The organism is Streptomyces sp. NPDC045778, from assembly GCF_056431945.1.
Genome location: NZ_JBWKJZ010000002.1, coordinates 18,409 through 31,197, shown reverse-complemented (window position 1 = coordinate 31,197; position 12,789 = coordinate 18,409). Strand labels below are relative to the sequence as shown.

Below are 12,789 nucleotides of genomic sequence, written 5' to 3'. Positions count from 1 at the left end.
TGAGGGCGGGATATGACAACCCATGACACAGAGGTGATCAGGCGTGTGGTCGCCGTGACCGGCACCAGGAACACGGGGCCCCGCCACCTCAATGAGTACGCGGATCTGTTCCATGACTACCTCGGGCCATTCGCCACCCGGGACGCGCATTTCTACATCGGGGGCGCCAAGGGCATCGACTCCATGTCCCTGACCTGGCTGGCCGGCAACACGTCCGCGGCCATCACCATCGTGGTTCCGGGCCGGATCGACCAACAGCCCGCCGAGGCCCGGCAGGCCATCGCCCGTAGCCGCGACCGCATCAAAGAGATCGTCGAACTGCGAGCGCCGGAGCTGAAGGCGCCCGCCTACCACGCGCGTAACCGGTGGATGGTGGACCGCGCGAGCATGACGATCGGCTTCCCACACCGCGCCGAAGAGTCCTCGGGCACGTGGCAGACCCTCGACTACACACGCGATCAGGGGAAGCCGCGCCTGATCGTGCCCGTGTGAGCACTGGCGGCGCCACTATGACGACATGGAGGATCGAGCTGCCGGAGCGGCACGGCTGAAGGCACTGCGGCACCGCCGAGGACTGTCCCTCGCCGGAGTCGCCCGCGCGCTCGTTTCCCTCGCCCGGGAGCTGCACCAGCCGGCCCTGCCCTCCGCGACCAGCGTGCAGCGATCCGTCGCCCGCTGGGAGGCCCCTCGACCCACCGTGCCGGACGAGCGGTACCAGCTCCTGCTCGCCCACCTCTACGCTCGCACCCCCACAGGTGTCGCCTCGCTGGGCCGGGGCTCCGACCTCGCCGAGTTCCTGGACGCTCTCGCCCTCCTCGGCGAGAGCGAGCGCCGGACAGCCGAACTGCGCAGCCAGGTCTTGCGCGCAGTCACCGACTGCGGCAGCGGCCTGCTCGCGCTCCTCGCGCCAGGCACACAGGCCGGACTGGACGCGGCGCTCGCGGACCCGTCACAGGCGGACGAGGAAACCGTGGCGGGGCTGGCCGCCGCCGTGGCCGACGTGAACGCCGAGGTGGGCTCACTGCCCATGGTGCGGCTTCAGCTCCTCCTCACGCCGGTCGCCGAGGCGGCGAGGCGCCTCCTCTCGGGCCCGGTACCCGACCCGCTCTCGCCCCGCCTGCGGGATGTGGTTGTATCCGCCGCCACCCTGGGGGGCCGCCTCGCGTTCGAGACGCGGGACGATACCGCGTCCCGCGCCCTGTACACCGAGGCCAGCCGTGAAGCAGGCCTGCTTGAGCAGCCGTGGCGGCAGGCGAGCGTACACATGAGCCATGCTCTGGTCACCCTCTACTCGACGGACGGCCTCGTCGGCTCAAGGCGCCTGGTCGACCAAGCTGTACGCACCGCCCGTTCCGGGGAGAGCCCGCTGATCCGCGCGCGAGCCCATGCGCTTCAGGCCGAACTCGCCGCGCGCGCAGGGCACGAGCGGCAGTCCCAGGTCGCGCTGGGGCTCGCCTGGTACGACATTGAGGCTGATCACGCCGACGATCCGGCGCCCACGTCCTTCTCGCCGGGGCACCTGCGCGGCTTCGAGGGCGTGTGCGAGCTGTACGTCGGCGATCCGGCCAAGGCGCACGACCGGTTCGCCCGGTCCGTAGCGACGCTGTCCGCTCCGCGGGAGCAGGTGCAGAGGGCCATCGTCACGACGGACCAGGCGCTCGCTCGCATCCGGCTCCGTGAGCCCCGAGACGCGGTGCGTCTGCTCCACCGATGTGTTGCCGCGGCCTCGGCCACCGGGGGCCGTGTTCCAGCGCTTCGCCTGCGGCAGGCCCGCCGCGAGCTGCGGCCGTGGCGACGGGAGAACTGGGTGGCTGACCTCGATGACCACCTGATGGACGTCCTCGGCTCTTGACGGTCGAGGGTGCACAGATGCGTAGGGGCAAGCCGACGCCTTCGGATGGGCTGTGACGAGCTGGGGTCGCCATGCCGTCCGGAGGCGACCAGCCCTGTTTCGCGGTGCGGGCAGCGGGTCAGGAGCCCCCGTCGTCTCCGCCCAGGCTCTGGCCCCCGTCGCCGCGGTTGTTCCTCCGGGTCTTCCCGTAGCGGCTCGCCGCGTCGGCTGCTGTGGAGGTCAGGCGGGCCGCGGTGCGGACGGGGCGGGGGGCGGTGCCGTGGAGGGTCCAGAGGACCGCGGTGAAGCCGGCGAGGGCGAGGGCCAGTAGCGCGATGAGCAGGACGAGCACGGGCGCGGCCCTCCGGGTCGGTCGGTCGAGGAGCCGATCCTCTCAGGTGCGCTAGCCCGCCCAGCGGCCCGTCAGGAAGGTGAGGGCGCAGAGGGTCATGAGGGGCGCCACCAGACAGACGTACGCCGTACGGACGCGCGGCGCGCGCAGGCTCCACGAGGCGAGGACGACCCATAGCGGCCACCACAGGAGGGTGGCGCGGGGAAGCGACATGTACCAGTACGACGTGCCGAGGGCCACGAGGGTCAGGCCCGTGTACGTCGCCTCCGGCCAGCGGCGGCGGTACAGGAGGAAGCAGGTCAGGGCCAGACCGAGGACCATGGTGAGCAGCTCGGCCTGGAACTCGACGGCGTAACCGGTGGACGTGGTGTGGTGGGAGGCCGCCTCCCAGGTGTTGCGCCAGGCCTCCCACGGCGTGTGGAAGTCGCGGTACCAGCCGCGCTCCTCCGCGTGCTTCCACGCCATCCAGTCGCCCGTACGGGATTGGAGGTACCAGCTGTACGCCAGCGGCGGCAGCGCGGGCAGCAGCAGCCAGGGCAGGGCGCGGCCGTCGCGGTGGGCGCGGACCGTCGTGAGGAAGTGCACCGCGAGCGCGGCGGTGAGGAACAGGCCGCTCACCCGGACCGTGGTCGCGAGCGCGGCGAGCACCCCCGCGAGCGGCCAGGCACGGCGCCGCGCCGCCAGCCACGCGGGCAGGGCGAAGGCGAGGAACAGCGCCTCGGTGTAGCCCGCCGCCAGGAAGACCGCGCACGGGGAGAGGAGGAAGAACAGGACGGCGCGGCGCCCCGCGTCCGGGTGCGGGACGTGCTCGCGCGCGACGCGGGCGAGGGCCAGCACTGCTACTGCTCCGGCGACGAGGGAGACGAGCAGCCCCGCCGCCGCCCAGTCCGGTACGACGGCGTGGACGGCGCGCAGGGTGAACGGGAAGCCGGGGAAGAAGGCCTCCCGGTTGTCCCAGCCCTCCATCCCGGGGCGGAGGTCCCCCGGGAAGTAGCCCTCCTGGGCTATGCGCAGGTAGTGCCACCAGTCCCACTGCTGCCAGGCGGACAGCGGGGACGCGGCGTGGCGGGCGCGCGAGTCGGGCGGGAACAGCCAGGTGGCTCCGTACGCCGTCGCCCACAGGCCCGCGCGCGTGACGACGTAGAGGAAGAGGACGTCCGTGTCCTGCTTGCCGAGGAGGCGCCACCGGCCGCGCGCCGGGGCACCGCGGCGCCGGGGGACGTGGACGGAGGCGGTCGCCCAAGCCCGAGACCGAGTCTGAGTCTGAGACCGAGACCGAGACCGAGGCCGGGGCCCGGGCCGGGACGGAGGCCGGGGCCTGGGTGGGGAGGAAACGGACAAGTCGGTGCCTCCGGGGGCGGGTTGGGGTGTTTTCGGGGCGCGCGGGGGTGCCACGCGGCGCGCCTGGCGCAGAACGCGTGAGCCGTCGTTCAAGGGGCCGGGGCCCAGGAGCCGCTCAAGGGACGGGCGCCGCTCAAGAGGCCGGGGCCCTGGAGTCGCTCAAGGCCCCCGGCGCGTCAGCCGCGAGGCGCCCCCGTGCCGGAGGCAGTCGTTCCCAACGCCGTCCCGAGCGCCTGCCCGCTCTCCGGCGGATACGTCGGGGTACCCGGCGGCGCACTGCTCTCCGGGCCGCCGAGCTGCGCCTCCGTACCCGAGGGGTCCGGCGGCGGGAAGCTCGCGCTCGGCGGGGGCGACGACTCGGGCTCCAGGGTTGGTGAGGGCGACGGAGAGGGGGAGGGCGAGAGCGGCGGGGAAGGCGACTGCGGGCCAGAGGGGACGCCTGCGGGCGGCGTCGGCTCCGAGCTGTACGTCAGGGCCAGCGCGCCCGCGCCCGCGACGACCACGCTCGCGGCGACGGCCACCGCGGTGACGAAGACGCGGTGCGCGCGGCGCCCGCGCCGGACGACGACGGAGACGGGTGGCACGCCCGCGCGGGCACGGCCGGCGTCGGCGGCCTCCTGGAACAGCGAGCGCAGGGGGTCGTGCGGTTCAGACACCGGGGGCCTCCTCGGTACGCGGGTCTGTCAGACGGAGGGCGAGCGCGGCACGGCCGCGGGACAGATGGGTCTTGACCGTGCCGGGGGACAGGCCGGTCTCCCCGGCGATCTGGTCGACGGAGAGGTCGCACATGTAGTGCAGGGCGAGCGTCCGGCGCTGCTGCGGCGGCAGTTCGCGCAACGCCTCGACCAGGGCGACCGACTCGGGGCCCGGGCCCTCCGCGTGCGGCGGCGCGCCGCTGCGCTGCCAGGCCGACGCCGAGCGGCGCAGACCGCGCCAGCGGCTCACCGCGAGCCGCCAGGCGACGGTGCGGATCCACGCCTCGGGGCGGCCGTCACTGTCGAGCCGCCCCCGGCGGCTCCAGCCCTTGACGAACGCCTCCTGGACGACGTCCTGCGCTTCGTGCAGGTCGCCGAGCATCACGTACAGCTGCCCTGTCAGCCGTGCGGCCGCTTGCGCGTAGAACTCCTCGAACTCCTCGACGGTCAACAGATTGCTCCCGGATCTCCTTGGTTTCACCGTGCATACGCCTGCCGACCCGCGTCCGGATGACACGGAGAACGAAAGATCGAGGTGAGGACGGTCACAGGCCGAGCGACCCGCGACCCGCCGGGCGAGCCCGCCCCACGACCGGCCCATCAGATCCTGCGCCCCCGCCGCCCCCGCGGCACGCTGCCAGTGAACGTGATCCGGAGGTGCGGCATGGCGGCTCAGGCACAAGAACGGCCCAGCCCCCGCAAGGGCATACCCGGCCGCCGGATCCGCGCGGCGGTCACCGCCCTGCTCCTCGCCCTGGCCGCCCCGGCCTGCGGCGGCGACGGCGGCCCCGGCGACGCGGCGACCCGCCCCGCCCGCCGCACCGACCTGCCCTTCACCCACCCCGGCGTCCTCCTCAGCAAGGCCCAGCTCGACCGGGTGCGCGCCCACGTCGCGGCCCGCGAGCAGCCCTGGCTCAGGGCGTACGAACAGCTGCGCGCCAGCAAGTACGCGGCCGCCGACTACCGCCCGAAGCCGTACGCCGTGGTCGCCTGCCCGCCCGGCGACCAACCCGGCCAGGGCTGCGTGGAGGAGCGCGAGGACGCCCTGGCCGCATACACCCAGGCGCTGCTCTACAACATCACCGGCGACCGCGCCCACGCCGTGAAGGCCACCGGGATCATGGACGCCTGGGCCCGCGTGGTCACCCGGCACACGGAGGCCAACGCGGGCCTCCAGACCGCCTGGGCCGCGACCTCCTGGGCCCGCGCGGCCGAGGCCGTGCGCTACACGTACGACGGCTGGTCCGACGGCGACCTGCTGCGCTTCGAGCGGATGCTCCGCAACGCCTATCTGCCCCAGGTCGTGGCCGGCTCGGTCGAGTCCAACGGCAACTGGGACCTCGTCATGGCCGACGCCGTCATCGGCATGGCCGTGTTCCTCGACGACCACGCGGCCTTCGAGGAGGCGGTGCGGCACTTCCGCACCCGCGTGCCCGCGTACTTCTACCTGAAGTCCGACGGGCCGCTGCCCGTCGCGCCCGAGGGAAGCGACGTCGACACGGCGGACGAGCTGCGCCGCTACTGGTTCGGGCAGCGGACGTTCGCCGACGGGCTCGCGCAGGAGACCTGCCGCAACTTCAAGCACGCCGGGTACTCCCTCGCCGCCACCGCGCACATCGCCGAGACCGCCTGGCACCAGGGCGTCGACCTGTACGACGAGGTCAAGGACCGGCTGCGGGCGGCGTTCGAGTTCCACTCCGGCTACCAGCTCGGTGCCGCCGCGCCCGGCTGGCTGTGCGGCGGCAGGCTCCAGCGCGACCTCGGGCCCGACACGGAGGTCGGCCTGAACCATCTGCGCGGGCGTCTCGGCATGGACCTGCCGCACACCAGGAAGCTCACCCTGGAGCGGCGCCCGGAGGGCACCGACGACCTGTTCGTGGCCTGGGAGACGCTGACCCACGCGGACAACGCGTGAGCCTCTCGGGAACCAGTTCGCGTTCTGCGCCCCTGATGGCGTACTGTTGGGTTCACCGACGCGGGGTGGAGCAGCTCGGTAGCTCGCTGGGCTCATAACCCAGAGGTCGCAGGTTCAAATCCTGTCCCCGCTACTGAAACCGAAGGCCCGGGATCCGAAAGGATTCCGGGCCTTCGGCGTTCCTGCGCATCCGCGCATCCGCGCATCCGCGCATCCGCGCATCCGCGCATCCGCGCATCCGCGCATCCGCGCATCCGCGCATCCGCGCACCCGCGTTCCCGCGCGCCCACGTTCCCGCGTTCCGGGTGTCGCAGGGGCGTGCCGGGGGGCGTGCGCCGCCCGCGCCACCGCCCCGCGCCAAGGCGCGCGCTGCTCGCCAGGTCACCCACTCGGAGCACGCCGGGTCGCCCCGGGGCCCCGACGCGGGAAGCCTTGGGCCGATGCGGAGGGTCTGCGGCGGGAGTGGAGCGGTGGTTGCATTGGGCGGTGGGGGCCTCGGCACCGCGAGCGCCGGGAGCGTCGAGGGCACCGGGAGCGCCGAGGGTACCGGGAGGGCCCGGGGCACCGGGAGCGCTCGGGGCCTTTGTGACGGCGGCGGGCCCGGGGAGCGCCATGGCCGCTGAGGGCCCCGGTCTCCCCCGCGAGCGGGCCCTCACCCGGGTGCTGCCCCCGCTCCTGATCGTCGTCGGGGTCGTCTTCGACGCGCTCACGCCGCCCCAGTTCACCGCGTCCCCGCTGTTCGCCGCCGCGCCCCTCATCGCGGCCCCGTTCTTCTCGCTCGCCACCACCGTGGCGACGGCCGCCGTGTCCTGCGTGGCCGTGCTCGCCCTGCGCATCGACAACCACGCGGGCGTGGACGTCGAGGTCGTCACCTCCTTCGTCACCATGCTCACCGTCGGCGCCCTCGCCGTCGTCATCAACCGCGTCGTGCGCCGCGGCGACGCCCGCCTCGCCTCCGCCCGCTCCATCGCCGAGGCCGCGCAGCGGGCCGTCCTGCCGCAGCCGGACCCGCGCATCGGCGGCCTCGACGTCGCCGCCCGCTACGAGGCCGCGCAGGCCGGCGCCTTCATCGGCGGCGACCTGTACGCCGTGCAGGACACCCCGCACGGCGTACGGCTCGTCGTCGGCGACGTACGCGGAAAGGGCATGGGCGCGGTGGCCGCCGTCGCCGTCGTCATCGGCGCCTTCCGCGAGGCCGCCGAGCAGGAGGCCACCCTGGAGGCCGTGGCGCAGCGCCTGGAGCGTGCCCTCGCGCGCGAGGGCACGCGGCGCGACGGGCTGGACGCCTTCGAAGGGTTCACCACGGCCGTCCTCGCGGAGATCCCGCGCGGCGGCGGGACCGTACGGCTCGTCAACCGCGGCCACCCCGAGCCGCTGCTGCTGCGCGCCGACGGACGCCTGTGCGTGCTCTCGCCCGCCGAACCCGCCCTGCCGCTCGGCATGGGCGACCTCGGCGCCTGGCCCGACCGCGCGGACGAGACCGACTTCCCGCCCGGCTCCACGCTGCTGCTCTACACCGACGGGCTCAGCGAGGCCCGGGACGCGCGAGGCGTCTTCTTCGACCCCGCGATCCGGCTCGGCGGCCGCGTCTTCTCGGGCGCGGACGCCCCCGACGCGCTCCTGTCCACCCTCGTCGCCGAGGTCGTCGACCACACCGGCGGCGGCGCCAACGACGACATGGCGCTCCTCGCCGTACGACGGCCCGTCACACCCCGTGACTGATCCGGGCCCCAGCGCAGCGCAACTGATGCCCCGTCACCTCCGGATGGAGATCGATTCGGCTGCGCTGGGTCATGGCGCGTGCTCAACTCGCCCTATTCGCAACCCTGATGTCCCGTTGTGTTCGTGGCGTAAGCGTTAACGATCAACCCGAACAGCTTGGAATACCGACCCGCTGTCTATTAACGTTCGATAACGCAGCGCGGTCGTCCCAGCCGTCACACCCGGCGGCTCCGCGCGCACGCGCCTAATCCCGCAAGGGAGCCGGGGAACCACCATCTTGGGGTGAATCGGACGCCTCTCGTGTACGCGGACCCGTATCCGCCGTCCGCGAGGAGCGGCCGTAGGAGACCTTCCTGCTCCGAACCCGTCAGCTAACCCGGTAGGCGAGAAGGAAGGAAAGGAGTGCGCCCCCGTGGCGTCCAACCGGCCTGCCCCAGAAGCGCTCTGCATACCGAACGGCAGTCTCACCGAGGGCGGTGTCGGTGGTGACGGCGGCGAAGGACCCGGGGGACACACCGGGTTCGCCGACTACGCCACCTCCTCCGCACCCGCCGGGCACGCCGGGCATGCCGGGCATGCCGGTTACGCCGGTTACGCCACCCAGGAGCCCCCGGCCTCCTGGGAGGAGTGGAACCCCACGGCGGAGACCGTCCGCCCCGTGCGCGGCAAGCACCGCATCCACAAGAAAGGCGGCGGCGGCCTCGCCCGCAGCTCCACCGTCCTCGGCGTCGGCGTCATCGCCGCCGTCGGCGCGGGCGGCATCGCCACCGCGCAGGGCGGCAAGCCGCCCGTCTCCATCTCCCTGCCGGACATGGCGTCCGTCGCGGACTCGCTGCCCGGCGTCGGCTCCCTGGTCGACGGCGACGCCGCGGCGGAGCCGGCCACCGCCGCGGCCGCCGCCCCGCTCAGCTCCGCGGGCGTCACCGACGCCGACGCCCAGCAGGGCACCACGGACGCGGGCGAGGCCCTGCGGGCCCGCATCCTCCAGCAGGCCGAGAACCAGCGCCACCGGGCGGACGACGCGCAGCGCAGACAGGCCGAGGACGCGGCCGTCGCGAAGGCCGCCGCGACCGCCACGGCCCAGCAGGACAAGGCCGAGGCCCAGGTGAAGGCCAAGGCCGCCGAGGAGAAGCGGAAGAAGGAGGAGGCGGCCCGCAAGAAGCGCGAGGCCGAGCGCCTCGCGAAGCTCGCCAAGAGCTTCACCCTCCCTGCCTCCTCGTACGTCCTGACCTCCCACTTCGGCGACTCCGGCGCCATGTGGTCCTCCGGCCACCACACCGGCCTCGACTTCGCGGGCTCCAGCGGCAGCCCGCTCAAGGCCGTCCACTCCGGCACCATCAAGGAGGCGGGCTGGGCGGGCGCGTACGGCTACCGCACGGTCCTGGAGCTGGAGGACGGCACCCAGATCTGGTACTGCCACCAGTCCTCGCTCGGCGTCAGCGTGGGCCAGAAGGTCAGCACGGGCGACGTCATCGGCCGCATGGGCGGAACGGGCAACGTCACCGGGGTGCACCTCCACCTGGAGGTCAAGACGAGCGGCGGCGCGACCATCGACCCGCTGGCCTGGCTGCGGGACAAGGGCCTGAACCCGTGAACCGCTGAACCCCTGACCCCTGGCACCGCGCGGCCGCTGCCCGCGTGGGCCCCTCCGACTCCGGCGGTCCTGGCGACGACCCCCCGACGCCAGGGCCGCCGGTCACGTCCTTCAGCCGAAAACGGCCGCCTCCCGCCGGAATTCCCAACTCCACAAGGACGTTGGCCCCCGTATGACCACTCTTCGCCCTCTGGGATCGTCCGACCTCGAAGTCTTCCCGCTCGCCCTCGGTGGCAACGTCTTCGGCTGGACCGCCGATAAGGACCAGTCCTTCGCCGTCCTCGACGCCTACGCCGCCGCGGGCGGAAACTTCATAGACACCGCCGACGCCTACTCCTTCTGGGTGCCCGGCAACAAGGGCGGCGAGTCCGAGACCGTCCTCGGGCAGTGGATGGCCGCGCGTGGCAACCGCGCCGACGTCGTGGTCGCCACCAAGGTCGGCGCGCTGCCCGACTACAAGGGCCTCTCCGCGAGCACCATCAAGGCCGGCGCCGAGGAGTCGCTGCGCCGCCTCGGCACGGACTACATCGACCTGTACTACACGCACTACGACGACCCGTCGGTGCCCGTCGAGGAGTTCATCACCGCCCTCGACGACCTGGTGCGGTCCGGCAAGGTGCGCGCGATCGCCGCGTCGAACATCACCGCCGAGCGCCTCCAGGAGTCCCTCGACTTCTCCGACCGCGAGGGCCTCGTGCGGTACGTGGCGCTCCAGCCGCACTACAACCTCGTCTCGCGCGACACCTACGAGGGCCCCCTCCAGGAGATCGCGTCCCGCTCCGGGCTCGCCGCCGTCCCGTACTACGCGCTGGCCTCCGGCTTCCTGACCGGCAAGTACCGCCCGGGCACCGAGGTCGACAGCGCCCGCGCCGAGAGCGCGGGCCAGTACCTGGCCACCGAGCGCGGCCGCCGCGTCCTGACCGCACTCGACGAGGTGGCGAAGGCCCACGACGCGCAGGTCGCCACCGTCGCCCTCGCCTGGCTCGCCGCACAGCCGACCGTGGCGGCGCCGATCGCCTCGGCCCGCACCGTCGAGCAGCTGCCCGCGCTGCTCGCGGTGGCCGACCTGGAGCTGACCGAGGCGCAGCTCGCGGCGCTCACGGCGGCCGCCGCCTGACGTCAGGGCCGATAGGGGTTGTGGCACGGGGGGAGCGCCGGGCCGTACGCCCCGACGGGCCCGTACGCGGCGTGCGGCAGCGGCGCCAGGGGCGGGGCTGTCGCCCGCGCCGCGTACCCGAGCGCGGGCGCGGCCACGGCCCTGCGCTCCCACAGCGCCACAAGGAGTTCCCGCTCCCGTACGACGAAGTCGGCGCCCGCCCGGCCGTGGCGGGCCCGGTGCCGAAGGAGCGCGAGGGAGGTCGCGTACGTCTCGTACTCGACGAGGGTGCGGCCGGCCGGCCTGCCCAGGTGGAAGGCCGCGTAGTCGCGGGCGAGGGTGCGGGCCGTCATGGAGCCGAGCGCGTGCGGCTCGGGCGCGGTGAACCAGCCCGCGGCCACGTACACCGGCAGCTCGTCGCGCACCAGGTGCAGCTCGCGCCGGCGCAGCCACACGGCCAGCCAGGTGAGCAGTCCGAAGAGCGGCAGCATGAACCCCGCGTACACGACGAAGAAGCCGTAGTCGCCGAAGCCCGCCGAGCCGTTCCAGAAGGCGTGCAGGCCCATCGCGAGGAGCAGCCCCGCGCAGGGCAGCAGCACGCGCCGGACGGTGTGGCGCTCGGCGGTCACGGCGGCGGCACCGAAGCCGATGCCGGTGAGCACCGTGAAGAGCGGATGCGCGAACGGTGACATGACAACGCGGACGAAGAAGGTCGCGGCGGTCACCGAGGCGAGGCCGCTCTCGCCGCTGAGCTGGTCGGTGCCGAAGGCGTTGCCGAGGTAGAGGACGTTCTCGGTGAACGCGAAGCCGGTGGCGGTGACGCCCGCTATCACGAACCCGTCGACGACCCCGGTGAAGTCGGCTCTGCGGAAGAGGAAGACGAGCAGCACGGCCGCCGCCTTCGCCAGCTCCTCGACGACGGGCGCTATGACGGTCGCGCCGAGGGTGTCCGCGCTGGTCGGGTCGGCCGTCGCGGTGGCTATCCAGCGGGTCGCGAAGCTGTTCGCCACGATCGCGATGAGCGCGGCCGCGCAGGCTCCCCAGGAGAAGGCGAACAGCAGGTTCCGCCAGGGGCCCGGCGCCACCCGGTCCAGCCAGCGGAACGCGGCGATCAGCAGCGGCACCGGGAGCGTGGCGAGTCCGAGCCCCACCAGGAAGCCCTCGGTCCCGGTCTGCTGGCGCACCAAGGCGAGGATCACGAGGCCGGAGAGCGCGAGCAGGATGACGACGCCCGTGACCCGGATGGCCCCGCGCTGCCACCAGTGCGGATGCCGGGGCCCGGGTGCCCCGGCGGACCCGTCGCGCCCGCCGGGCGGCGTCGGGTGGCTCGGGCATGCGGGACTGGTGGCCACGAATCGACCCTAACGAGGGTTGGGGAGGCCCGCGACGGTGCCTCGGCCCTGCCGGCGGCGCGGAGCGCCTCAGTCCTGGGCGAGCGTGGCGGCGCGGCGGAACAGCAGGTCGTTCACGACGTGCCCCTTGCGCAGGCCCTGGCCCTCGAAGCGGGTGAGCGGCCGGAAGTCGGGGCGCGGCGCGAACCCGCCGTCCGCCTGGGTGTTCTCGAAGTCGGGGTGCGCGCCGAGCACCTCCAGCATGTGCTCCGCGTACGGCTCCCAGTCCGTGGCGCAGTGCAGCACCGCGCCGGGCTTGAGCCGGGGCGCGAGCAGCGTCAGGAACTCCGGCTGAATCAGGCGCCGCTTGTTGTGGCGGGCCTTGGGCCAGGGGTCGGGGAAATACACGCGGGCGCCGTCCAGGCTCTCCGGGGCGAGCATCTCCCGGAGCAGGATCACGGCGTCGCCGTTGGCGACCCGGATGTTGGACAGGCCGTTCCGCTCCGCGAGATTGAGCAGGTTGCCCTGGCCGGGGGTGTGCACGTCCACGGCGAGGATGTTGGTGTCCGGGTCCGCGGCCGCCATCTGCGCGGTGGCCTCGCCCATGCCGAAGCCGATCTCCAGGACGACGGGCGCGTCGGACCCGAACAGCTCCGCCAGGTCGAGCACCTTCGCGCCGTCGATGTCGAAGCCCCACTTGGGCCACAGGCGCTGGAGGGCGTCGCCCTGTGCGGTGGTGACCCGGCTGCGGCGCGGCGTGAAGCTGCGGATCCGCCGCTCGAACCGGCCGCCGGAGGGGTCGGGCACGGGACCTTCGGGAAAACGGGGGGCGCCCTTCGGGCGGGAGTTCTCAGACACAGTGCCGTCGATTTTAGTGGGGCGGGACCGCGGCGGGGCGCCCCGAGCCGCCGG

Annotated in this window: 12 protein-coding genes, 1 tRNA gene and 1 riboswitch; of the genes, 7 read left to right on the top strand and 6 right to left on the bottom strand. The window is 73.6% G+C overall.

Annotated features, from left to right (window positions below; translation table 11 throughout):
• The first annotated feature begins 12 nt into the window (after window positions 1-12).
• Window positions 13-492, top strand: a complete 480-nt coding sequence (locus tag AC07GB_RS02815) for a DNA-processing protein DprA (RefSeq protein ID WP_478841440.1) — start codon at window positions 13-15, stop codon at window positions 490-492.
• Between the two features lie 25 nt (window positions 493-517).
• Window positions 518-1,852, top strand: coding sequence for a hypothetical protein (locus tag AC07GB_RS02810; RefSeq protein WP_478841439.1), 1,335 nt, complete (start codon window positions 518-520; stop codon window positions 1,850-1,852).
• A gap of 118 nt (window positions 1,853-1,970) precedes the next feature.
• Here the strand turns inward: AC07GB_RS02810 and AC07GB_RS02805 are convergent, their stop codons facing one another.
• From AC07GB_RS02805 to AC07GB_RS02790, 4 genes are all read right to left on the bottom strand, one after another.
• On the bottom strand, window positions 1,971-2,183 hold the full coding sequence (locus tag AC07GB_RS02805) for a hypothetical protein (protein ID WP_478841438.1): 213 nt from the start codon (window positions 2,181-2,183) through the stop codon (window positions 1,971-1,973).
• A 51-nt stretch (window positions 2,184-2,234) separates the two neighbouring features.
• On the bottom strand, window positions 2,235-3,578 hold the full coding sequence (locus AC07GB_RS02800) for a mannosyltransferase family protein (RefSeq protein WP_478841437.1): 1,344 nt from the start codon (window positions 3,576-3,578) through the stop codon (window positions 2,235-2,237).
• 122 nt (window positions 3,579-3,700) lie between these two features.
• On the bottom strand, window positions 3,701-4,180 hold the full coding sequence (locus tag AC07GB_RS02795) for a hypothetical protein (RefSeq protein WP_478841436.1): 480 nt from the start codon (window positions 4,178-4,180) through the stop codon (window positions 3,701-3,703).
• On the bottom strand, window positions 4,173-4,670 hold the full coding sequence (locus AC07GB_RS02790) for a SigE family RNA polymerase sigma factor (RefSeq protein WP_478841435.1): 498 nt from the start codon (window positions 4,668-4,670) through the stop codon (window positions 4,173-4,175). The genes AC07GB_RS02795 and AC07GB_RS02790 overlap by 8 nt, the downstream gene beginning before the upstream one ends.
• Before the next feature lie 213 nt (window positions 4,671-4,883).
• Between AC07GB_RS02790 and AC07GB_RS02785 the strand changes: the two genes are divergently transcribed.
• The 5 genes from AC07GB_RS02785 (at window position 4,884) to AC07GB_RS02765 (ending at window position 10,567) form a co-directional block, all read left to right on the top strand.
• Entirely contained in the window at window positions 4,884-6,134 is a 1,251-nt protein-coding gene (locus tag AC07GB_RS02785; RefSeq protein WP_478841434.1) for an alginate lyase family protein, read from the top strand.
• A gap of 59 nt (window positions 6,135-6,193) precedes the next feature.
• A tRNA-Met gene (locus AC07GB_RS02780) sits at window positions 6,194-6,267 on the top strand.
• Between the two features lie 479 nt (window positions 6,268-6,746).
• Entirely contained in the window at window positions 6,747-7,856 is a 1,110-nt protein-coding gene (locus tag AC07GB_RS02775; protein ID WP_478841433.1) for a PP2C family protein-serine/threonine phosphatase, read from the top strand.
• Window positions 7,857-8,087: 231 nt separating this feature from the next.
• Window positions 8,088-8,257: riboswitch (cyclic di-AMP (ydaO/yuaA leader) on the top strand.
• A gap of 11 nt (window positions 8,258-8,268) precedes the next feature.
• A complete protein-coding gene (locus AC07GB_RS02770) occupies window positions 8,269-9,450 on the top strand; it encodes a M23 family metallopeptidase (protein ID WP_478841432.1) in 1,182 nt (393 codons plus the stop codon).
• A gap of 172 nt (window positions 9,451-9,622) precedes the next feature.
• Window positions 9,623-10,567: an aldo/keto reductase gene (locus AC07GB_RS02765; RefSeq protein ID WP_478841431.1), complete on the top strand. Its 945-nt coding sequence runs from the start codon at window positions 9,623-9,625 to the stop codon at window positions 10,565-10,567.
• Window positions 10,568-10,569: 2 nt separating this feature from the next.
• On the opposite strand, the gene AC07GB_RS02760 is transcribed toward AC07GB_RS02765, so the two are convergent.
• Window positions 10,570-11,898 carry a PrsW family intramembrane metalloprotease gene (locus AC07GB_RS02760; RefSeq protein WP_478841430.1) on the bottom strand — a complete coding sequence of 443 codons (1,329 nt, stop codon included), beginning with the start codon at window positions 11,896-11,898 and terminating at the stop codon, window positions 10,570-10,572.
• A gap of 69 nt (window positions 11,899-11,967) precedes the next feature.
• Window positions 11,968-12,747, bottom strand: a complete 780-nt coding sequence (gene trmB, locus AC07GB_RS02755; protein ID WP_478841751.1) for a tRNA (guanosine(46)-N7)-methyltransferase TrmB — start codon at window positions 12,745-12,747, stop codon at window positions 11,968-11,970.
• Between the last annotated feature and the right edge of the window lie 42 nt (window positions 12,748-12,789).